At 30.9% G+C, this 22487-nt stretch carries 22 protein-coding genes and 1 pseudogene; 10 read left to right on the top strand and 13 right to left on the bottom strand.

Annotated features, from left to right (window positions below):
* Both AGR56_RS21795 and AGR56_RS10470 read left to right on the top strand, forming a co-directional pair.
* Positions 1-237, top strand: coding sequence for a hypothetical protein (locus tag AGR56_RS21795; RefSeq protein WP_242851401.1), 237 nt, complete (start codon positions 1-3; stop codon positions 235-237).
* 41 nt (positions 238-278) lie between these two features.
* The gene (locus AGR56_RS10470) at positions 279-1166 is read left to right on the top strand and encodes a GNAT family N-acetyltransferase (RefSeq protein ID WP_053242201.1); all 888 of its coding nucleotides are present in this window, start codon (positions 279-281) and stop codon (positions 1164-1166) included.
* Positions 1167-1264: 98 nt separating this feature from the next.
* On the opposite strand, the gene AGR56_RS20275 is transcribed toward AGR56_RS10470, so the two are convergent.
* From AGR56_RS20275 to AGR56_RS10425, 12 genes are all read right to left on the bottom strand, one after another.
* Positions 1265-1435: a hypothetical protein gene (locus AGR56_RS20275; RefSeq protein ID WP_157055737.1), complete on the bottom strand. Its 171-nt coding sequence runs from the start codon at positions 1433-1435 to the stop codon at positions 1265-1267.
* A gap of 67 nt (positions 1436-1502) precedes the next feature.
* Positions 1503-1655, bottom strand: coding sequence for a hypothetical protein (locus tag AGR56_RS20270; protein WP_157055736.1), 153 nt, complete (start codon positions 1653-1655; stop codon positions 1503-1505).
* Positions 1649-2599 carry an SGNH/GDSL hydrolase family protein gene (locus AGR56_RS10465; RefSeq protein WP_053242200.1) on the bottom strand — a complete coding sequence of 317 codons (951 nt, stop codon included), beginning with the start codon at positions 2597-2599 and terminating at the stop codon, positions 1649-1651. The genes AGR56_RS20270 and AGR56_RS10465 overlap by 7 nt, the downstream gene beginning before the upstream one ends.
* A 105-nt stretch (positions 2600-2704) precedes the next feature.
* Positions 2705-3397, bottom strand: coding sequence for a DUF624 domain-containing protein (locus AGR56_RS10460; protein ID WP_053242199.1), 693 nt, complete (start codon positions 3395-3397; stop codon positions 2705-2707).
* A 445-nt stretch (positions 3398-3842) separates the two neighbouring features.
* Positions 3843-5231 carry a fructose-specific PTS transporter subunit EIIC gene (locus AGR56_RS10455; RefSeq protein WP_053242198.1) on the bottom strand — a complete coding sequence of 463 codons (1389 nt, stop codon included), beginning with the start codon at positions 5229-5231 and terminating at the stop codon, positions 3843-3845.
* Positions 5232-5282: 51 nt separating this feature from the next.
* Positions 5283-5726: a PTS sugar transporter subunit IIA gene (locus AGR56_RS10450; protein ID WP_053242197.1), complete on the bottom strand. Its 444-nt coding sequence runs from the start codon at positions 5724-5726 to the stop codon at positions 5283-5285.
* A gap of 1 nt (position 5727) precedes the next feature.
* Entirely contained in the window at positions 5728-6105 is a 378-nt protein-coding gene (locus AGR56_RS22780; protein WP_278279610.1) for a PfkB family carbohydrate kinase, read from the bottom strand.
* A complete protein-coding gene (locus AGR56_RS22775; protein WP_278279609.1) occupies positions 6080-6664 on the bottom strand; it encodes a 1-phosphofructokinase family hexose kinase in 585 nt (194 codons plus the stop codon). Before AGR56_RS22775 ends, AGR56_RS22780 begins: the two co-directional genes overlap by 26 nt.
* A 17-nt stretch (positions 6665-6681) precedes the next feature.
* Positions 6682-7443, bottom strand: coding sequence for a DeoR/GlpR family DNA-binding transcription regulator (locus tag AGR56_RS10440; RefSeq protein ID WP_053242196.1), 762 nt, complete (start codon positions 7441-7443; stop codon positions 6682-6684).
* Positions 7444-7750: 307 nt separating this feature from the next.
* Entirely contained in the window at positions 7751-9001 is a 1251-nt protein-coding gene (locus AGR56_RS10435; RefSeq protein WP_242851400.1) for a metallopeptidase TldD-related protein, read from the bottom strand.
* A complete protein-coding gene (locus tag AGR56_RS10430; protein ID WP_053242195.1) occupies positions 9001-10428 on the bottom strand; it encodes a TldD/PmbA family protein in 1428 nt (475 codons plus the stop codon). The genes AGR56_RS10435 and AGR56_RS10430 overlap by 1 nt, the downstream gene beginning before the upstream one ends.
* Positions 10429-10622: 194 nt before the next feature.
* Positions 10623-11630: a response regulator gene (locus tag AGR56_RS10425; protein ID WP_053242194.1), complete on the bottom strand. Its 1008-nt coding sequence runs from the start codon at positions 11628-11630 to the stop codon at positions 10623-10625.
* A 473-nt stretch (positions 11631-12103) separates the two neighbouring features.
* Here AGR56_RS10425 and AGR56_RS10420 point away from each other — a divergent pair, with 473 nt between their 5' ends.
* The 5 genes from AGR56_RS10420 to AGR56_RS10400 all read left to right on the top strand — a co-directional run bounded on the left by AGR56_RS10420 (position 12104) and on the right by AGR56_RS10400 (position 17278).
* Positions 12104-13417: an extracellular solute-binding protein gene (locus tag AGR56_RS10420; protein ID WP_053242193.1), complete on the top strand. Its 1314-nt coding sequence runs from the start codon at positions 12104-12106 to the stop codon at positions 13415-13417.
* Between the two features lie 363 nt (positions 13418-13780).
* The gene (locus AGR56_RS10415; RefSeq protein WP_053242192.1) at positions 13781-14671 is read left to right on the top strand and encodes a sugar ABC transporter permease; all 891 of its coding nucleotides are present in this window, start codon (positions 13781-13783) and stop codon (positions 14669-14671) included.
* Complete coding sequence (locus AGR56_RS10410) at positions 14668-15486, top strand: carbohydrate ABC transporter permease (RefSeq protein WP_053242191.1); 819 nt, start codon at positions 14668-14670, stop codon at positions 15484-15486. Before AGR56_RS10415 ends, AGR56_RS10410 begins: the two co-directional genes overlap by 4 nt.
* 371 nt (positions 15487-15857) lie before the next feature.
* On the top strand, positions 15858-17093 hold the full coding sequence (locus AGR56_RS10405) for a carboxylesterase family protein (RefSeq protein ID WP_053242190.1): 1236 nt from the start codon (positions 15858-15860) through the stop codon (positions 17091-17093).
* On the top strand, positions 17051-17278 hold the full coding sequence (locus AGR56_RS10400) for a hypothetical protein (protein WP_053242189.1): 228 nt from the start codon (positions 17051-17053) through the stop codon (positions 17276-17278). Before AGR56_RS10405 ends, AGR56_RS10400 begins: the two co-directional genes overlap by 43 nt.
* 336 nt (positions 17279-17614) lie before the next feature.
* On the opposite strand, the gene AGR56_RS10395 is transcribed toward AGR56_RS10400, so the two are convergent.
* Positions 17615-19351 carry a methyl-accepting chemotaxis protein gene (locus AGR56_RS10395; RefSeq protein ID WP_053242188.1) on the bottom strand — a complete coding sequence of 579 codons (1737 nt, stop codon included), beginning with the start codon at positions 19349-19351 and terminating at the stop codon, positions 17615-17617.
* 203 nt (positions 19352-19554) lie between these two features.
* Here AGR56_RS10395 and AGR56_RS10390 point away from each other — a divergent pair, with 203 nt between their 5' ends.
* From AGR56_RS10390 to AGR56_RS10380, 3 genes and pseudogenes are all read left to right on the top strand, one after another.
* The gene (locus tag AGR56_RS10390; RefSeq protein ID WP_278279608.1) at positions 19555-19998 is read left to right on the top strand and encodes a HutP family protein; all 444 of its coding nucleotides are present in this window, start codon (positions 19555-19557) and stop codon (positions 19996-19998) included.
* Positions 19999-20162: 164 nt separating this feature from the next.
* Positions 20163-21695, top strand: a complete 1533-nt coding sequence (gene hutH, locus AGR56_RS10385) for a histidine ammonia-lyase (protein WP_053242187.1) — start codon at positions 20163-20165, stop codon at positions 21693-21695.
* 432 nt (positions 21696-22127) lie between these two features.
* A pseudogene (locus tag AGR56_RS10380) lies at positions 22128-22465 on the top strand (arsenate reductase family protein).
* The last annotated feature ends 22 nt before the right edge of the window (positions 22466-22487 follow it).

Here is a 22487-nt window from a genome sequence, read left to right as displayed (position 1 = left end):
ATGGAAGCATATATGTCAATAAATAAACTTACCAGAGAAGAACTTCAAATAATGCTGGCTATTATAATTTTTCCACATAAGTTTTGGAAATTGGGTAAGAAAAGGTATGTAAAATGTAAAAACTGGACTGAAAAGAAATATATAAAAAGGCTCAATAAAATAATAGACGCAGGTGAATTTCAGGATAAATTTATACAAAAATATATTGATTACTTAAAGAAATACAATTATAATTGACATAAAAATGTTATTATTTATAATTTTTGTAAGAGGTAAATATGTATAGTTGTGAGGTTTTGAATAAGTACAATCTTAAATACTTAATATCTTTAAATTCTAAAAGATATAATTTTAATAAGCTTAACATGGATTTTATGGATGAATTTAAAAAAGATAATATGCTAAAAAAAATCCTGGTAAAAAGAAATGTACATTTGCTTAAATATAATAATAAATACATAGGCTTTATTTGGGTTAAAAAAGAAAACTCGAAAGAAACTTACAATATAAATTGTATGGAAATTTGTAAGGAATTTTTTTCAGATATTAATGCTTATAATTTACTCTTAAAGTCATTTAAATCTGCTAAAGCTTTTGTATATAAATGTGAAAAGAACTTATATAATTACTCAATATTAAAAAAGCTTAATTTTGAGGAAATAGAAGGTAACTTTGAGCTTGAAATAAATCTTGAAAAGTATTTTAATCTTAGATATTTTCAAAATGTTAAAATTGAACCCTTAGTAAAATCCAAAGAAGAAGGAATAAGATGTTACATTCAAAATGAAGTGTTTCATAAAGATGGACGTATACCAATTTCTATTGATGATATATATTATGATGAAACTCAAAATTATTACATTGATGATGGATCGCTTTTTATTAAGTTAAATAATGAGGCTATAGGATATGGTCAGCTTATATTTAAAGATGATAGGCCATTTGTCGTTAACTTTGGGCTTTTATCTGAACATAGAGGAAAGGGTTACGGAAAATATTTTCTCCAGTATATACTCAATTATATAAAATTAATTGGATATAAAAAAGCTTATATTAATGTGGACATAAATAATTATGTTGCTATTAATTTATATAAATCGATTGGATTTATTGAAAGCAAAGAATGCTGCCTTTGGAAAAAAACTATAATGGAAAGGAATGATTAATAAAAAATATTAATTGTTCTTTTTTATTTTTATAGGAACTTATAAATGAATCCAAACTGCCAGGACATAAAAGTCCTAGCAATTTTTATTAAATGCTTTCATTGTGAGTCCTTGTTTAACAAGCCATCTATTGGAACATGTAATGATTTAGTATAAAATAATCTTTCGCCCGGATACTTTTCAAAATAACATAGATCGCATATAGAATCACTTTTTAACAGCGAAGCTTCATTATTTTCTTCATTTTCAAGAAGTTTTGCATCATACATATGAAAAACCTCCTTTTTCCGTTTAAATTTAAATTCTTCATAATTTCCTCCAAATATCAGAATTCGCCTATTTTATGACACCTGCAAATATAAGCCTAAAGTTTGTTCCTTTACATTCATCTCTATTTCCATGAACTACTTCAAGCTCAAAAATATGTTCTTTATTTTCAAGGTCATCATAAAGATTCTCTATTTTAAACCATTCTTGGCCCTCTAGCATAAAGGTCTTTCACGCTCAGTTTGCATCCACTCTCCACCATCTAATCTATATTTAAATTCAGCTGATGTTTTATCAAAATTACATGCAAGTGAAAGTCCTCTTCCTTTAAAACTAAATGATAGCTTAGCTCCAACAGCAGAAGTTGCAAGTACTTGATCAATCATATTCTGGCTTCTCCATCTTCTTACTGCCCAAGGTCCTTTAAGTTTAAACTCTGAAAATGGTACCATGTAAGTGCTTTCCCAATTATTTTTATTAATGGCTTCTGGAAGCTTGTCTCCATAAGGAACACCCTTCAAACTTGGTTCATCTATTAATTCTTTTTCAAGAAAATTACTTACGCTTTGTGCATAAACTAGGCTTCCTCTTTCATCTGGATGAAGTCCATCTGGAATCCATTCTTCCCATCTCATCATTCCACTTCTAACTTCATTTAAGGCATAAAGTCCCATAAATACTGAACCAATTTTATAATGTTCTCCTAATTCTTCAAATTGTCTAATTGTTTCAGGAAGTTCATCTTTCATAAGGCTTTCGTACATATCCTGACAATAAGTATAAGTTAGTACTAAATCAACTTGTTTTTTTAAAAATTTTCTTATGAGTCCTTCTCTTGTCCTCATTCTCTTTTCAATTGACGGCTCATCATTATCATTAACTGCGTATTCTATAAATACAACATCGCAATTTCTATTAATTATATCTCTTTCTGCCCTAAACACTGCAAGATCACTTCCTGTTGCTCCTATTGCAGCATTTTCCACGTAAAATCTAACATTAGGAAAAGTCTTTTCAAACCAACCTATCACATACTCAGGCCATCTTTTATAAGATGCTGCATCAGTTATAGATCCACCTATAAATCCCAATGTAACCGTCCCTTTTTTCAAAGCATCAATTAATTTTGGAAACCCATTTCTATGTTTATATATATCTAATACCATTGATTAACATCTCCTCTGATCCTATATCTATGCTATTTATACTATAAAGTAAAAACGGTTTCATTCAAATGATCTTTATTCAGTTTTATTAACAATAATTCAGATTTAGTTAACATTTTTATTACTAAACTCATTCTCAACATTTTTAAGCACAGGACTTAATATAACTATTATGAAATATGAAACCGCGCTTATTAATAAAAAAACACAATTTCCTAAATACTTTAGCGCGATCATATATATAACAATAACGCCTAATATTTGAATAAACAGTTTAATATTTTTTACTGATTCATATATAGATATTTTTAGTGCGTTTTTTATACTCAAATAAAACCTTGAAACTATTACAAAATTCATAATAGCAATAGCTAATAAAATCATTTGAAGTAGTATAATCAAATATGCAAATCCTGTTTGCGGACCTAAAGCTGCCATAAAATAAATTCTATAAAAATATAAACCAATATACATTGCTAGAAATATACACCAATAAAATATTCCTTCAAAGAAATTTGCTTTATAGCCTTTAAGAAAATTTTTAGTTGTATTATCCATTTCCTTATTCTTATATGCCTTATTCATTGTATAAAACATTGCAATTACCGTTGGTCCTATAAATGCAGACGCTATAAGCATAATAATCCATGTTAAACTACTCTTTATTGATGCATAAAACACTACCGCTATCAAAAATGGTATATTGAAAATAACGAACCACAAGCTTGCAACTATAAATAACCATAAGTACGTCCCCAATATGTAAAATTTAGAATCTTGTAAATCATCGTTTTTCATATTATCATCCACCTTATTATTAATGTTCTTTTAAATCATAGCATTTTAATTAAATTCTACTATTTTTTGTGATATTTTATATGCATTTATAGAAATACTGCATCCAACCCTTCCTTTCTTTTTATCATGACACCCTCATGAACTAATTGATCTTTCCTGACAATAAAGCATCTGTAAAAATTCACATTGATATAAAAAGTTTTTCCTTTTGAAAAAACTTTAAATTTATTATAAGAATTTATTTAATCAAGTTACTACAAAAATCATTATAATTTAAAATAATTATATCATCAAGCATGAAGAAGTTATCTCTAATAAGCTTTTAGTTAATTATCCAAAACAAAGCCTTTATAAAAAAAACACTTAATGAAATATGCTAATACTTGTCATCACTGCTATAAAATAAAAGTGAAGAGAGTACTAAACCCTCTTCACTTTGAAAACCTTAAAATACTTTTTTCTTTTTAACAACCGAAAGTACTACTCCTGTTACAATTGTTCCGGCAACTATCGCTATAATATATCCTAATAAGTGCGTTACTACATTTGGTATGAACAATACCCATATACCTCCATGAGGAACTGCAAGCTTTGAACCCAATACCATTGATAATGCTCCAGTCACAGCTGAGCCCGCCATAACTGATGGTATAACTCTAAGTGGATCTGCTGCTGCAAATGGTATTGCTCCTTCAGTTATGAATGATACACCAAGTGCCCATGCTGCTTTTCCTGCTTCTCTCTCCTGCTCTGTAAATTTATTTTTAGCTATAACTGTTGCAAGTGCTATTCCAAGTGGTGGAACCATACCTGCTGCCATTACTGCTGCCATTATAGCTGTTCCTCCAGATGACAACGCTGTGGTTGTTAAAGTACTTGTTGCAAATACATATGCTGCCTTATTGAAAGGGCCACCCATATCGAAAGCCATCATTGCTCCTAACACAATTCCAAGTAATGCTGCATTTGCTCCTTGGAGTCCCTTTAAGAATCCTGCCAAACCATCATTTATTGCTTTTACAGGTCCGCCTAAAACAAATATCATTATTAGTGCTATAATTAAAGTTGAAAGTACAGGTATTATTAAAACTGGCATCAAACCATCTAATGCTTTAGGAAGTCTAATATACTTTTTAATAAGGACTACTGTATATCCTGCAATAAATCCTGCTAAAAGTGCTCCTATAAATCCTGCTCCTATAGTACTTGCAAGAGCCCCACCAACAAATCCTGGTACAAGTCCCGGCCTATCAGCTATAGAATAAGATATATATCCTGCTAAAACAGGAAGCATAAGTGCAAATGCCTGTTTTCCGGTGCTAAATATAGCCTCACCAATAGTACCTGGCGATTTAAAAACATAAATTCCTCCTATTGCAAAACCAAGTGCTATAAGTATTCCTCCTGCTACAACAAAAGGTATCATAAATGAAACACCAGTCATTAAATTCTTGTATATACCCTTACCAATCGACTTTCCTTCTGCTTGTGGAGCTTTTTCTTCTTTTTTCTCTTTTCCCTTGAATACTTCTTTTGTTGAAAGTGCTCTGTTTATAAGTGCTTTAGAATCCTTTATTGCATCTTTAACTGGCACTTCAACTAGTGGCATTCCTGCAAACCTTGACTTATCTACGTTTGTGTCTGCTGCTATAATAACAGCATCAGCTTCTTTTAAATCGTTTTCATTTATTACATTTTCTGCTCCTACAGACCCCTGAGTTTCTACTTTTATTTCAATCCCCATTTCCTTCGCTGCCATTTGAAGCGCCTCTGCTGCCATATAAGTGTGTGCAATACCAGTAGGACAAGATGTTACCGCTACTAGCTTTTTCATAATTACTCCTCCTTAAAATAGCTTAATTTAAAATTTTAGATTAAGTTATATCTACTCGAATATCTTTATGAAATCTTCAAAGTTGTTTGAATTATATAGCCTTTCTCTAACGTCTTCATGCATAAGCTTTCTTGATATCTCACTAAGTGCCTTTAAATGAACGTCACTAGATTCTTGTGGTACTGCTATCAAGAAAAATAGTTTTGCTGGTTTGTCATCCATTGACTGATAGTCTACTCCTTCTTTACTTAAACCAAAAGTTATCGTTGGTTCCTTTACTGCACTACATTTTCCGTGTGGAATAGCTATTCCCATTCCAATTCCTGTAGAGAATTCTTCTTCTCTTTTTAAAACAGCATCTTTTAGTTCTTGTTTATTTGTTACTTTTCCATCCTTATACAATATATCTATTAATTCATCTAAAACTTCATCTTTAGTTTTAGCCTTCAAGTTAAATTCTGCTCTATTTTTTGAAAACATATCCTTAGTGCTCATTTTAATTCCTCCTAACATTTATATTTACTTTTTGTACCAAGCTTTGAACCTGATTTAAATCACATGCCTGTGTTCCTTCAAGTGATACTGACGCAGCCCCTGTTGCCACTGCAAATTTCAAAGTCTTTTCATCATCAAAATTATTTAGCATTGAATATATCAAGGCTGCAACCATTGAATCACCTGCTCCAACAGTACTCATTACAGGCACTTTTAGACCTTCACCATATAATACCATTTTGTTGCTTACCAAAATTGCTCCCTTTTCTCCAAGTGAAATTAAAACTTTCTTTAGTCCATTATCTATAAGCTTTTTCGCCTCACATATCATATCATCCTCTGAATTCAAATTTCTATTTAGAAAAAATTTCAAACTCATGTTTATTAGGTTTTATAATATCAGGCTTTTCCTTTATTCCTTCACTTAAAAGTTCTCCTTCTGCATCTAAAATCACAAAAGCACCTTTTTCCTTCGCTAGTTTTGTTAAAATCCCATATATATTTTTAGGAATATTAGGACATGCTCCTCCAGAAAGGGCTATTATATCACCTTCATTACAAATACTTTTAAATTTATTTATAAAATCATTTAATTCTTCTTCTGTAATTTCAGGCCCAGGTTCATTTATGTCTGTATAAATTTTATTCTTGTTATCAACAACTTTTATATTTGTTCTAGTATCCTCGGTTATTTCTAAAAAGTTATTAACTATTCCCATATTTCTTAATTCTTTTTTAAAGGTATTCTTCCAGCTTCCACCTATGAATCCGGTACACGCCGATGGTATTCCAAATTTCTTTAGAACCTTAGAAACATTTATCCCTTTTCCACCTATATCATATCTAAGTTTAGATACTCTATTTACTTTTCCAAGTTCAAAATCCTGAATTGCAATTGTTTTATCCATTGCTGGATTCAATGTAACTGTAATTACCATTAACGTTCACCTCCATTTTAGCCAGTGACTATAATATCAACACCTCTACTCTGAAAATCGCTTATAACTTCATCAGCTATATCCCCACTCGTAATAATTGATGTAACATCTTTAATTTCACAAATTACTGAAAGACATGCATTTTCAAACTTAGAACTATCAGCTACTATAAACACTTTATTAGCAGAATTCATCATAGCTTTTTTAGTTTGTGCTTCAATAAAGTTTGGTGTTGTAATACCTTCAATGGCCGATATGCCATTAGCTCCAATAAAAGCTTTATCAACTCTAAAATACTTAAAAATATCTTCACAAGTACGACCAACCATAGCTCTAGTATTAAATCTTAAACTTCCTCCAGTTATAATAAGCTCCATATCCTTATTGTTGGAAAGTTGTTCTGCTATATCTATGGAATTTGTTATCACTGTCAAGTTTTTTGCCAATATATTTTTCGCTACTTCCAGTGTGGTTGTACCAGAATCGAGAATTATTGTATCGCCATCTTTAATGATACTGGCTGCATATTTAGCTATAGCTAATTTTTCTCCAAGTTTTTCATCTTTCTTATCTATAAAAGATGGTTCAAAGTTAGTTATATCAATTTTAACTGCTCCACCGTGAGTTCTTTTAAGTATCTTTCTGTTCTCCATTTCTTGAAGGTCTCTTCTTATTGTAGCCTCGGAAACTTTAAAATATTCGGAAAGCTCATTTACTTTTATGCTTCCATTTTTATTTAACATTGAACTTATTTGTTTTTGTCTTTCTTCTGCAAACATATAATCACCTTTCATGTATTCGTTTACTAGCGTTTGTGCTTGCATTTGTTTGTTTGATTATATTGTAAACAAAATTAAACATTTTGTCAATACATTTTTCAAATTTTTAGTCTCATTCAAACACATTTAAGCAAAAACGCATAAACTATTTTTATTAGATTGTGTTCTAACTAAATGTTGATTTTTACATTTAGTTAGAACACAATATTTTATTAAAAATAAACTACAGAAAACTTAGGGTTTCCTGTAGTTTATACAATTTATCTACCAGCTATAACAACATCATGCATTTCTATTGCCTTAGGTCCTACAAATCCATTTTCACTTTGGATCTCTTTTGATAGAAAAAAATGTTATCATGTAAATTGTCTATATTGGCATTTAACGAACCGCCAGTTATAGGAATGGTCTTTTCCCCGTCAAAATACCAGCCTAACCTTACTTCTCCACCAAAATCTCCTGTTGTTGAATCCATTTGAAAATCAGAAAATGCTACAAGCTCCAAGTATGGCTCTTTCCTCATATCATCTATACTCTTACTTCCAGGTTCTACAACAAAATTCTTAATATCGCCTGTTGCTTTAGTATTCAAATAATAACTGTGCCTTAAATCACCATGATATTTTTCAAGTTTTCCATTATTAATAACTGTGATTTTATGTAAAGCCACACCATCATCATCCACAGGCTCAGAATAAATAGAGTTTCTAACTTTAGGATCAAGTATTAAATTTATTAGATCTCCCTTGACTTCTTTGCCTTGGATTAATTGTGCTAATTTAAAAGTAGATATTTTATTATAAACATTAGACGCCCTAGAATTATTAACGTAATAGCTTAGCACTTCCTTTACAGGAGATCCGCTTAATATGATCTTATATTTTCCAGACCTAACAGTTTCTTTAGCTTTAGCTCTTTCTTTAGCTAAAAATATCATGTCCTTTACAGAATTTGATATATAATCCGGATCATAATCTGAAAAAGTAAGCATTTTATATAGTTCAATTTCTTCTTCTTCTTTCCAAGTTGTTATAAATTCTATCATACCATCATAATTATAGTAACTTGAATCTACACCATATGATGCAATAATTCTCTTATAATTTTTATTCAAAAATATTTCTGCCGAATTTATTCCACCCTTTTCTTCGTCGTCATTTTTGTACAACGCCTCTATTAGCTTCGGCATCCAATCTGAAAGTTCACCTTTTGCAAACTTACTATATATACTTTCCAATTTATCATTATTTATTTTAGGAATATCATAGTATTCATTTTTCACAAATCCAGCTGCAAAGATGTTATCTCTTATGAGTTTTTTAATTTCATCTTCTGTCATTGTTGGATCTATATTAAAAACAGAGCTACCTCTATACTTGAGTCCATTTTCTTTAAAATCTCTATATACTGTAATTTCAAAATGTTGTACATCCTTGCTTCTAGTCATATCAATATCTTTTTTAACTAAAAATACCTCTTCTGAGCTTGTCCTTGTTTCAATTATTTTATATTCACTAACATCTTCATCTTCCAAAATAGATTTTATTTTATTTATCATTATCCTAACCTCACCTTCGCCTTAATATATGGTCCACCGCTAGAGACTTTTACCCATTCCTTATATCCCTTTCCGCAAGCTCCATTGCCATCTACTTGAACTTTATCAGATATCATCGAAATCGACTCTAAAAGTTCTGGAACATATCCAGTCAAAACCACTGGTGAAACAAGATTTTCTGTCAATTTACCATCTATAATCTCAATTCCATAATTAACCATACACTGAATACCCCAATTTTTAGGATCTTCCATTCCGCTAGAAGGACACATTAATAAAAATCCTCTTTTTATGGATGCTATCATATCTTCTAGTTTATCATTTCCAGGAGAAAAGAAAGTATTAGTCATTCGCGCGTATGCTTTTCTTTCAAATGAAAATCTTTTTCCATTTCCTGTTGGTTTAATATTTAACCTAAGCGCAGATAATTTATCCGAAAGACCTCTTTTTAATATTCCATTTTCTATAACTACAGTATCTGTACCAAGTACCCCTTCATCATCAAATAAATATGAAGAAACTTGTTTAGCTGAAGTTGCTCCATCATGCATAGTAACAAGCTTAGAAGCCACTGGTTTATTCATATACTCAGCAGCTTTAGCTCTATTTTTTACTAACATATCCATTTCAACTCCATGTCCAAAAGCTTCATGAGCAATTAAACCAGATACATCTGGTGAACATATAACATCATATACTCCTGGTTCTACAGTCTTTGCATCTAGGAGCTTTACTGCTGTATCAACAGTATCATTAATCTTACTATCCATCTCATCTAATAATTCTGCTCCCTTAAGTCCTGAAAATACATTGTAGTTAATCTTAGTATTATTATCTTTTCTAGCTAAAGCTGTTATATAACCTTCGCTCCATATATATGATTGATATAAGTCTTTATTATTAGAAATAAATATTTTAGATACTTGAACCTGATGAAAAATCACCTGTGCATCTAAAAGAAATTGTGAAAATGAAAGAGCCTTTTCCTTTACTTTAGTGAGCTTATGAATTATATCCTTGTCACCAAAATCCTCAGGAAGAATATCAACTTCACCTATAAAACTACCATCTATTTTTTCATCTTCCACAATTGGATATTTGGTTATGTTAGCTTTATTATGTAATTTATTTATTTGTGTATTTACTCTATTTTTTATAGTTAATGCTATTTTATCAATATCATCATCATCTAATTTGTTAAAGGAATATTCAGAATAGTTAACACCATTAAAAACTCTTACTACAAAGCCTCTCTCATTCCAAAATGAATCACCAATATTTACTCCTGTCCTTCGAACAGTGTACTTTTTCCCATGTGAATCAGTACCTAAAACAGATACATATTTAAAATCTTTCGATAATATATGTACTAATTTTTTAACAATGTCTCTTTTCTCTATCAAAAACTCAGACATTTTAACCTTCATTGATCTCCCCCACTTTCAGCAATTTTATGCACATATTATTTTATATTTATGTTATTTCATAATTATTATTATAATATAATATTCTCGTTTGGAATCGTTTATTTCTTCTATATTAAACTGAGTTCATCTAATATGTTGATGATGCTATAAAGTTGAATTTTCAAAAAGTGTCTTAAGATCAAATTCATTTATAGTTAAACTTTTATACAAAAGGAAATATAATTTTTTAAATAATTTAATGCAGCTTCAAGGTTAAGCATGTAAACTTGATTTGAATAATATTTAAAATCAAATTTATACTTTGAATCGTTTTTTAAAATATCTTTTGAGTATATTATGTTTTTACCCTTTAAATAAAATTTGTATCCAAGTGTAGACTTAAAGTCATATATATAAACATCTTTAAGTTTATATATGGAGTCAAAAACTTTGCTGACTACAAAAAATATTTTTGAAAATTTATTTGAAGTGTTTAGATAAATTTTGTCTATTTTTTTTGCAATATTACTTTTATTTGTTAAATCAAAATTTATTAGAAGTAAAAATAAATTACTGTCTACATTTATCTCGTAATAAACTACATTGTTTAAATTATCTTTACAGGTTTCAGATAAAATAGCTTTAAGTGATAGAGAATTTGAAGAAGTATTAATAATTGACTTTTTTAAATTGGTGCCTAGTAGTAAAAAAGAGTTATAAGGGAAAAATTTTTTGATCTTTTTTTGATCTAGAGTCGCATCAAAACCAGATATTAGTTTATTTAAAAAGTTTTTTAAATTCAATTCTTCAAGGTTTTTGGGAGTTGAGAGAACAAAATTTGGAATATTGGCAGCTGTGTTTTTTAAAAGGCAAATGAGATCTTCTGGTTTTAACTTAGGCTTTAATATATAATCATTTATACCGTGCTTAAAGGTATCCTTTACATATTTAAAATCGCTGTAGCTGCTTAAAATTATAATTTGTATTTCGGGGTATTTTGTCTTTACTATTCTTGAAAGATCAACACCATCCATAACAGGCATAACAACATCCGAAATAATTATATGAGGTTTAAGTTTGTCTATAAGTTCAATAGCTTCTTTTCCATTTGAAGCTTCTCCTGTAATTTCAAAGCCTTCTTTTTCCCAATTTATAAGGTGCTTTATGCCTTGTCTTAATAGATATTCATCGTCGACTATCAAAATTTTGCATAAATTATCCAACAAGATCAACTCCCTTAAAGATTTTAAAAGCTATTCAGTATTATGTTACTATATATAAACCAATCTAACTACCAAAATCAATTTGAAGTTTCAAATGGTTTATCTCTGTTTATATTTTATTATAAGATAATAAATGATTTATTTCAATTAATAGAATGGCAAAGTAGAGCTATGTAAATGTATACAAAAATATTTATAGAATCTTAAAAAAATACAAGTTTACAATTTGGCAATAATTTAAGCACATCAAAATATAGCAAGTTTACATCAATATATTTCTAATAAATTTAAACGATTTCAATTATAATTAACTTAAAGTTAACAACTAAAGGGTTCACAAGGTCAAGCTTAAGTTATGCATGTTCCAAAATGGATACATTCATGGCATTATGATAAATGCACAACTTAATAATTGAACTGTAAATCCTATAAGTTGATTAAAATAGAATTTAAGTTTTTAGGGGGAATAGTTAATGAAAGCGAAAAAGATAATTGCTGTTGTTTTAAGTGCATTTATGACGCTGGGTTTAGGGGCGTGTGGGCAAAGTGGTACATCTACATCAAATAAAAGTGCTTCTAATAGCGGGAGTAAATCGCTAGTTGTATGGGCATGGGATGGAACTTTTAATGTTCCTGCTGCGAAGGAAGCAGCGGCAATATATAAAAAGAAACATCCAGAAGTAAAAGTAAAAGTAGTTGAGATGGCTCAAAATGATATAGTTCAGAAATTGAATACAAATTTAAGTTCAAATACTACTTCTGGATTGCCCAATATAGTTTTGATTGAAGATTATAGAGCACAAAATTTTCTTACATCTTATTCAGATTGGTTTCAAGGCGTTTCAAGTAAAGTAAGTAAGTCAAATTTTATGAATTACAAAATTAAACCAGAAAGCTATAAGGGCAAGCTGTATGGAATTCCTTTTGATAGTGGTGTAGCTGGTTTATTCTATAGAACTGATTTAATAGAGCAAGCGGGTTATAAGACATCAGATATGCAAAACATTACTTGGGATAAATTTATAGAAATTGGTAAGGCTGTAAAAGCAAAAACAGGGAAGGAGATGCTTACACTAGATCCTAGTGATTTAGGAATACTTAGAATAATGATGCAGTCAGCAGGAGAATGGTATGTAAAAGATGATGGAAAAACTGTAAACCTGCAAAATAATGAGGCTTTAAAGGATGGCATTAAGATTTATAAAGAGATGATAGATGCTGGAATTGTAAAGCCAGTTTCAAACTGGGATCAATTTGTAAGTGCCTTTCAAAAGGGTGATGTTGCATCTGTACCAACAGGATGTTGGATTTCAAGTTCTATAACTAAAGCAGCAGATCAAAGTAAGAAGTGGGCAATTGCTCCAATACCAAAGCTTAGCACAATATCTGCTTCAGTAAATGCATCTAGTATTGGAGGTGCTGGCTGGTATGTTCTAAAGAAGGTTGGAAATGCTGATGCAGCCGCTGATTTTCTTGCTGAGACATTTGGAAGCAACAAAGAGCTTGCTAATACTCTTGCTGATAAGATTGGGCTTGTAAGTACATTGAAATCTGCTTCAACCACATCAAATTATCAAAAAACAGTTGAGTTTTATAACAATCAAAAAACTTTACAGGATTTTTCTAATTGGACAGAGCAAGTACCATCAGTTAATTATGGATTATACACTTATAATATAGAAGACATTTTGACATCAACAGTTCAATCTATTGTTAAAAAAGGTGCCAATATAGATACCGCTCTTAAGGATGCTCAGACTCAAGCAGAAGCAGCTGTAGCAAAGTAGCAAAGATAGCTAGACAGTTTGGAACTTTAGAATTACTAATTCAAAGTTATTCTGACAAACTGGAATTTAACTCAGAGTACAAAGTACAGAGGACAGAGTACAGTGAAGGATGATTTTTCTCCGCTGTCGCTACAAAAATCTTAAACTTAATGCACGCAAAGCGCTTAAAATATAGTGCTCAGCGTAGCTGACACTATTAAGTTCTAAGATTTACTTGAGAGAAACGAAAGGTAAATCCACCTTCACTGTACTTTGTACTCTGTGCTCTGAATCAACTTCCAGTTTATCGGGATGTATTTCAAATACACACTTTCTGCATTTCAAGGGATTTATCTAGTATATTGCTAAAAAGGAGGCTTTAAATTGAGTATTAACAAGAAAAATGCCTTACAGAAAAAATATAATGCTGTAGGCTGGCTTTTTACAATATTAAGCATAGTACTTATAATTACATTTGTTTTTTATCCTATGGTCCAGGCTTTTATTACCTCATTAAAATCAGGCGTGGGGAATAATTTGAAATTTTCAGGACTTTCAAATTATAAAAGATTATTTACTGATAAAATTTTTAAAAAAGCAGTTACAAATACTCTAATTTATTTAGTAGTACAAGTTCCTATAATGATTTTACTTGCTTTATTTATATCTGTTCTTTTAAATGATAAAAAAATTAAAGGAAAGGGGTTTTTTAGGACAGCAATATTTCTACCTTGCGTAACCTCATTAGTAGCATATTCTGTAATATTTAAAAGTTTATTTGCAAGTGATGGACTAATGAATAAACTTTTAATGCAAATTCACTTGATAGCTACTCCAATAGAATGGCTTACAAGTCCATTTTGGGCTAAAATCACAATAATTATTGCAATAACCTGGCGCTGGACTGGATATAATATGATTTTTTATTTAGCAGGACTTCAAAACATTGATGCATCGATTTATGAAGCGGCTAAAATAGATGGAGCATCGGCGGCAAAACAATTTTTTAATATAACTGTACCACTTTTAAAACCAATAATTTTGTTTACAACTATTACTTCAACTATAGGAACTCTTCAATTATTTGATGAAGTTATGAATATAACACAAGGTGGACCGGGAAATGCAACTACTACTATATCTCAGTATATATATAATTTGAGCTTTAAATATAGTTCTAATTTTGGATATGCAGCTGCAGTTTCTTACACTATTGTGGTTATGATTATAATATTGTCAATAATACAATTTAAAGTGGCAGGTGATGAAAAATGAAAAATGGTAAAAGGGTGCTTGAATATATATTTTTAATTTTAATATCGATAATATCAATTTTTCCATTTTTATGGATGATTATAAGTATGACTAATAAATCAATAGATGTTACAAAAGGTTCTTTAATTCCAGGAACTTATTTTATCCAAAACATTCATAATCTTTTTAGCTCTGATTTGAATTTCGCATTATCTATATGGAATTCGGCTAAAATAGCAATTATTACAACTATATTAGCGTTGACCGTTTCATCTTTGGCAGGTTATGGATTTGAAATATATAGAAGTAAAGCTAGAGATAAAGTATTTAATATATTGCTATTATCTATGATGGTTCCATTTGCTGCACTTATGGTACCTTTGTTTAAAATGTTCAGCAGTTTTAAAATTGTAGGTTTAAATACAATGTCTTCAGTGATAATTCCTAGTATATCAACTGCATTTTTAGTATTCTTTTTTAGACAAAATACAAAGGCATTTCCTAAAGATATTTTGGAGGCAGGGCGTATAGATGGATTAAATGAATTTCAGATATTCACAAGAATTTATGTTCCAGTAATGAAATCAACTTATGCAGCAGGGGCAATTATTACATTTATGTCTAGCTGGAATAATTATATGTGGCCTCTTATTGCACTTCAAAGCCCAGAAAAGAGAACAGTACCTCTTATTATTTCAACTATGGGTTCCTCCTATACACCGGATTATGGAATGATTATGGCAGGAATAGTAATAGCCACACTTCCTACAGCTCTAGTATTCTTTTTAATGCAAAAGCAGTTTGTAGCTGGAATGGTTGGATCAGTTAAAGGATAATTTTATTTTAGTTAACATTATATAAATAATGCAAAGTGATACTGCTTTGCAACATTAAAAAAATTCTATAAATCTAAATGGTAATTTTAAACGAGTACTTGCTTAAGGTATAGAAGGATAATGGGCAAAGCCTAAGCCTCGTACATGTTTACTCACCTATGGTTTATCTTTAGTTCAAGATAAGTGTTGATAGAGCCGATAATTATTTTGTTATCTTCTATCATTTGTGCTGTCCTTAAGCTTTGAGAGATTCTGCATAGGAAAAGTTCAGTTTTCTTGCTACATCAACTATGATTTCAGAGTTTTTAAGTGAATTTTGCAAGAAAGCAGGTTTTAGCCCTAAGATTATTTTTGAAAGGTGGTAGTACTGTATGATAGTTACAGATATTATAAAAACCACAAGTGGTAAAGTTCAAGGCTTTGTTTCAAACGGATATCAAATTTTTCTTGGAATCCCATTTGCAAAGGCAAAGAGATTTTGTCCACCTCATGAAGTAAAGTGGAAGGAAACTTTTAAGGCTTTTAAATGTGGTGCAAGATGCTGGCAAAGTTCTAAAGAGGCAAAAGAGGAATTTGGTATGTCAAATGACTGCTTAAGTATGAATATATTTACGCCAGATCTTAAAGGAAAACTTCCTATTATTGTTGATATATACGGTGGAGCGTTTCAAAATGGTGGAGCTGATAAAAAGGTGAAGACTGGGGTCGGGTTATTAAGGGGAGAGCCTTTTGTCTATATAGGTTTTAATTATCGTGTAGGAGTGTGGGGCTATCTTTACTTAGGAGAAGAGCTTGGGGATAAATACAAGACTTCAGGTAATAACGGTACATTAGACCAAATAGCAGCATTAAAGTGGATTTATAATAATGCAGCTGCCTTTGGCGGCGATTCAAATAGAATTACAGTGATTGGTGAATCTGCTGGTGCTAAATCTATTGGTGCACTTATGGTAGCAAAAGAATCCAAAGCTTTGTTTCATAGTGCTATATTATCAAGTGGCGGAATTCAAAGCATAAGAGATACCAAGACTGCACATGAAATAACAAAACGCTTTCTTAAGATTTTAAAGCTTAATAATATTGAAGATATACTTACTATAGAAAATGACAGCTTAATGAAAGCAAATGAAGAGTTTTGCAGCAGCAGTGCATCTACTTGTTATTTTGGGCCTGTGGCTGATGATGTTGTAATTCAAAGTACCTGGAGCCAGGACATTAAAAAGGAAGATGGATGGAAAGGCAGCGTAGTTATTGGCTGTAATAAAAATGAATGCGGATGGTACAGCTACTTTACTAAGAATGAAGAGTTCAGCAAAATAGCTAAACAGCTTTTTGGTGATAATTCGGTATATGCAGAAAAAGAATTTAGCAAAATTTTTAATGACATCACTGAAAAAGATAAAATTCAAAAGAAATGCGATATCATCTCTGATTATATGTATAGAACTCACACTTATAAATTAGCTGATATTTTAATAGAAAGAGGACTTCCAGTATGGCAGTACAGTTATGAATTACAACCTGCGCTTCATGCATTTGACATCATGGCACTGTGGAAGATAGCATGCCAGAAATGCTTCTTGAAGTCTTATCACAAGAGGAAGTGAAAAAATCAGGAGATATTTTGCATGATATGTATGTACATTTTGTTATAAATGGTAAGCCAAAATGGTTCATGTCTACTAAAGAACAAAAATATATTTTAAGAATTGACGCTGAGGCACATGTGGAAAAATTAGATAAGCCTGATGCGCTGATGAATTTCCCAGAACAAGTGATGAGACTATCTTAATAAAGAAGAGGTTACTTTAGTAAACCAAAAAATGAAGTATATGCCCATTTTGTACTATTAGTTGAAATACGGTTACTAGCTCTCTAATACATTCAAAATAGAGAAAACTAATATTTGGTTTAGATATCACATGGGCTAACCGCCCAAACCCCAGATTATAGAGAAAACTAATATTTAGTTTAGATATCACATGGGCTAACCGCCCAAACCCCAGATTAAAGAGAAAACTAATATTTAGTTTAGATATCACATGGGCTATCGCCCAAACCCCAGATTAAAGAGAAAACTAATATTTAGTTTAGATATCACATGGGCTATCGCCCAAACCCCAGTGGATTATATTCTGAATCTTTCTAGGGTTTTGTTTAATTTGGCAGATAATGAGGCAAATTGTTCTATGGAGGCTGTTATTTCCTCAACGCAAGCGGATTGTTCTTCGGTTGAAGCTGCTATGTTTTCTGTTACACCAGCATTTGAATTAGCAACATCGGATATATCTAAAATAGCATTTTTTACGCTTGATGCATGTTCCTTTAAATCAGAGGTATTATTTGAAATTTCGCTAATTTGATTTGCTATGTGAACGGCAGCCTCTGCTATATTTTTAAATGCAACAGTTGAATTGTTTACTGCCAATTCCTGTTCAGAAATTATAATGTTTACGTTGTTTATATCTGATACTGATTGACTTATGCTATTCTGTATATCAGTTATTATAGAACCTATACTTTCTACTGAATCATTAGATTGTTCTGCTAATTTTTTTACCTCATTAGCAACTACGGCAAAGCCTTTACCACTTTCACCGCATCTAGCAGCTTCTATAGCGGCATTAAGAGAAAGTAAATTTGTTTGTTCTGATATACCCCTTATTACATTGGTAATTTCACCTATTTTTTTAGAGTGCTCTGATAACTTAATTATGTTTTTGTTTATTTTCTCAAAAGCTTGCTTATTTTCCTCCATTTTATTTCTTTGATATTCTACGGTTTTTACTCCTGTTTCCGAAACTTCTTTAGCATTAATTGCTGCCTGTTTGGAATTACTAATACTATCAGAAATGGTGTTGAGTCTGTTTACAATATCAAATATACTAGTACTGGCAGTGTTAACGGAGGATGATTGTTTTGTTGCTCCCTTTGACATATCAGACATAGAATTTGCAATTTCTTCTATTCCATTGCTAACATCACTAGAAGCTTCCATTATCTCTTTGGAGGAATTTGCTGCACTTGTGCTCATTTCTTTTGTATAAGAAAAAAACTCTTTAATATTACAAATGAATTTATTAAATAATAAAGTGATTTCGCCTAATTCGTCATCTGAATGAATATTTCCTTGAACAGTTAGATTTCCGTTTTCGACTTCAAATATTATGTTTTTCATCTCTTTAATAAAACTAGCTATATTTTTATAAGTAAGAGCAATTAATACAGTTAAAAATAATATTAAAGTTATACTTACTAAAATAATAGTTAATAGGGTTTTTGTATTTCTAGTACCTTCTCTATCGGCCTGTTTTACTAAGTTTGATATTAGTATATTTGAACTTTTTTCAATTTGCTTCACTAGTTTATCCATATTATCAGTAGGTACTCTATCAATTCCTTTGACCATATTATCAATTATTTTATAGCTTTCAACATTATTAGAATTATAATTTTTTATAGCTTCCATATATTTATTATACATATCATTTTGTGTTGTAATGGAGTCGTCAAGTAAAGAGGTATCTAATTTGTTTTTTTTCATCAGTGCTCTAACTTTTTCTAATTCATCTAAAACCTTTGTATGTTCATTTTGAAATTCTTTAAAATATTGATTATATGCCTTAGAATCTTGTCCCCTTACCAGTAAGTCCTTCCATGCTTGTACTTGCTTTTTAAAGTGTACTTGAGCACTTCTTGAGGTATCTACTAGTGTTGTATATTCGCTTACAGTTTTTAAATTATAATTAGAATTTTCAATTAGATTGCTCATTGAAATCCATGAAAAAGTGCCTAGTGTTAGTGTGATTACTATAGTTAAAATAACTAGCAATGTTAAATTGAATTTAATTCCTGCTTTTTTCATTTGTTAATTCCCCTTATATTAGTATAGTAAAACTGCATATTGTTTAGTATAATTAAAGCATATTTGTACTTGGAAATCTACTTTTTAGATTGAAAAAGAAAATAAGTTTTTTTAGTTGCAATATACTCTTTGATAATTTATAATAAAACAGTATTGTTAAGTATTAAATTAATAATATTTATATGTAAAAGGAAGTGAATACATTGTTTGAATCTTTAAGCATTGGAAAGGTTGCAATGTTATTATCCATGGCTTCTGATAGTGATGAAGAGTTGATTAGAAATAAGGCAGAAGATCAAGGATATAAAATTTTTAAAGGATTTGTTGGTGCAATGGATTCTTCCAAGATTTTTGCATCCATAGAAACAGTTGCAAAAAGAGAAAAATTTATAAAGAATATTTATAGAGAAGAACATTCACTTTATCATGCTGTTTTAGAAGCGTACGAAGGTGTTTGTCGCGGTCAGATAGGACTTGGTAATGTTCTTAGAACGGCTGGTCTTGTATTTACCATTGTTAAAGGATCGAGACTTCCAGGAGATTTACAAGATGGAAGCTGGATAGCAGTTGTTTTATATGGCAATATGGGGGCACCAGTTAAAGGATATGAACATGAAGTTATAGGACTTGGAATATATCCTGTTTAGCTAAAATTTAATATTTTATTTAAGTGATTTAATGCTCAGAGTTTAAAGTGTAGAAATACATTTTATATAGTTTTTTAGGGAGCAAGATTCATTAAGGTGAGTCTTGCTCTCTTTTTGCGTCTTAAAACATAGACTAATATATAAAAATTGGAGGAAATTATAATATGAATACTATTTTTATTGATGGAAACAGCTTAACACTGAAGGATTTAGCACTTATTGCTAGAAACAACTACGAAGTGAAAATTGATGATGAAGCTAAAAAGAGAGTTGAAAAATCAAGAGCTATTGTTGATGATATCGTTGAAAATGAAAAGACTATATATGGAATTACAACTGGATTTGGAAAGTTTTCAAATGTGAGCATTTCCAAAGAAGACTGCAAGACACTTCAAAGAAATCTCATAATCTCACATGCATGTGGAACAGGAAACAACTTCCCAACAGAAACTGTAAGGTCAATCATGCTTTTAAGGGCAAATGCGCTTTCAAAAGGATTTTCTGGTATAAGACTTAGCACTCTGGAAACTTTAGTTGAAATGCTTAATAAAGGAGTTCATCCTATAATACCAGAGAAGGGGTCACTTGGAGCATCTGGGGATTTAGCGCCTCTTGCCCACATGGTGCTTCCTATGATTGGAGAGGGGGAAGCTGAGTATAAGGGTGAAATAATGCCAGGAAGAAAGGCAATGGAACTTGCAGGAATTCAAATAGTTGAACTTGTTGCAAAAGAAGGACTTGCTTTGATAAATGGAACACAAGTAATGACAGGCGTTGGAGCACTTGCTGTTTATGATGCAATTGAAATTTTAAAGGTAAGTGATATTGCAGCTGCATTAAGTCTTGAAGCTTTAAGAGGAATTACAGACGCTTTTGACAATAGACTTGATATGCTTAGACCGCATAAAGGACAAATAAATACTTCAAAAAATATTTTAAGTTTAGTGAATGGTAGTACACTAACAACAAGACAGGGAGAACTTAGAGTTCAAGATGCATATGCTCTAAGATGTATACCACAGGTTCATGGAGCAAGTAAAGATGCAGTTAATTATGTAAAAGAAAGAGTAGAAATAGAAATAAATTCTGTTACAGATAATCCAATAGTTCTTGAAAATGGTGATGTAATTTCAGGAGGAAACTTCCATGGGCAGCCAATGGCATTGAGCTTTGATTTTCTTGGAATTGCAATTTCAGAGATAGCTAATATATCTGAAAGAAGACTTGAAAGACTTGTAAATAGCCAGCTTAGCAATGGTCTTCCAGCTTTTTTAACTGAACAAGGAGGACTTAATTCAGGTTTTATGATAACTCAATATGCAGCAGCTTCTTTAGTATCGGAAAATAAGGTTTTAGCACATCCAGCTAGTGTAGATTCAATACCATCTTCTGCGAACCAAGAGGATCACGTTAGCATGGGAACAATTGCTGCAAGAAAGGCAAGACAGATACTTGAAAATGCAAAGAGGGTTTTGGCAACAGAACTTATGGCAGCTTGTCAGGCAGTTGATTTTAGAGAAGAAGTCAAATTAGGGGAAGGTACTTCAATTGCTTATAAAATTATAAGAGAAAAAGTTGATTATATTAAAGAAGACAAGGTAATGTATAAAGAACTTGATAAGGTAACAGATATAATAACAAGCGGAGAGCTTGTTAAAAGTGTTGAAGATGATGAAAAAGTTAAGATTATAATCTAAAGATATTGCGAAGTAGCAGTGACTTGTAACATTAAAAAGAATCCATAAATCTAAGTGGTTATTTAAAAAAAGTGGTTGATTTGAGTTCTAGAAGGATAATGGGCAGAGCCCAAACCCCGCGTATGTTTATACTCGCTGGGCGCTCAGACAGATTGAAATATCTAAGTATTCTATGATTTTTTCATCAAGATTTATTGGATTCTTTTTAAATTGTTCCATCATCACTGCTACTTAGCTTTTACGGTAGTGCAAGGAAAAAAATCCTCCGTACCTATGGAATTGGATGGGACTTGTATAACCACTTAAGCTGATTATTAATGTAACAGCTGCGACTTTGCTTAAAAAATTATTAATAAAGTCTTGAAAATTGATCCAAATGATGCGACAGTTATAGGTAAATAATAAATTAATTGTGAGTGAGGTTTTATATACATGAATATTCAAATTTTCGGAACTAAAAAATGCTTTGATACAAAAAAGGCAGAAAGATATTTTAAGGAAAGAAGAATAAAATATCAATTTATAGATTTAAAAGAAAAAGCCTTAAGCAAAGGTGAACTGGCCAGTGTCAAAGCTGCCGTTGGCTTAAATAATTTAATAAATACCAAGGCAAAAAATATAAAGCTTTAAATCTTGATAACATAAGAACTGAGTCTGTTAAAGAAGAAATACTGTTAAATAATCCAGAGGTGTATGTTACTCCAATAGTTAGAAATGGCAAAGAAGCAACGGTTGGGTATAAACCAGAGGTGTGGAAAGAATGGGATTAAGTTCAGAAAAATATGTAAAAAC

The sequence above is a fragment of the Clostridium sp. DMHC 10 genome (genome assembly GCF_001270375.1).
In the GTDB taxonomy this organism is placed as follows: Bacteria; Bacillota; Clostridia; order Clostridiales; family Clostridiaceae; genus Clostridium_S; species Clostridium_S guangxiense.
The sequence above is the reverse complement of the archived record's forward strand: the minus strand, read 5'-3'. Positions and strand labels throughout refer to the sequence as shown.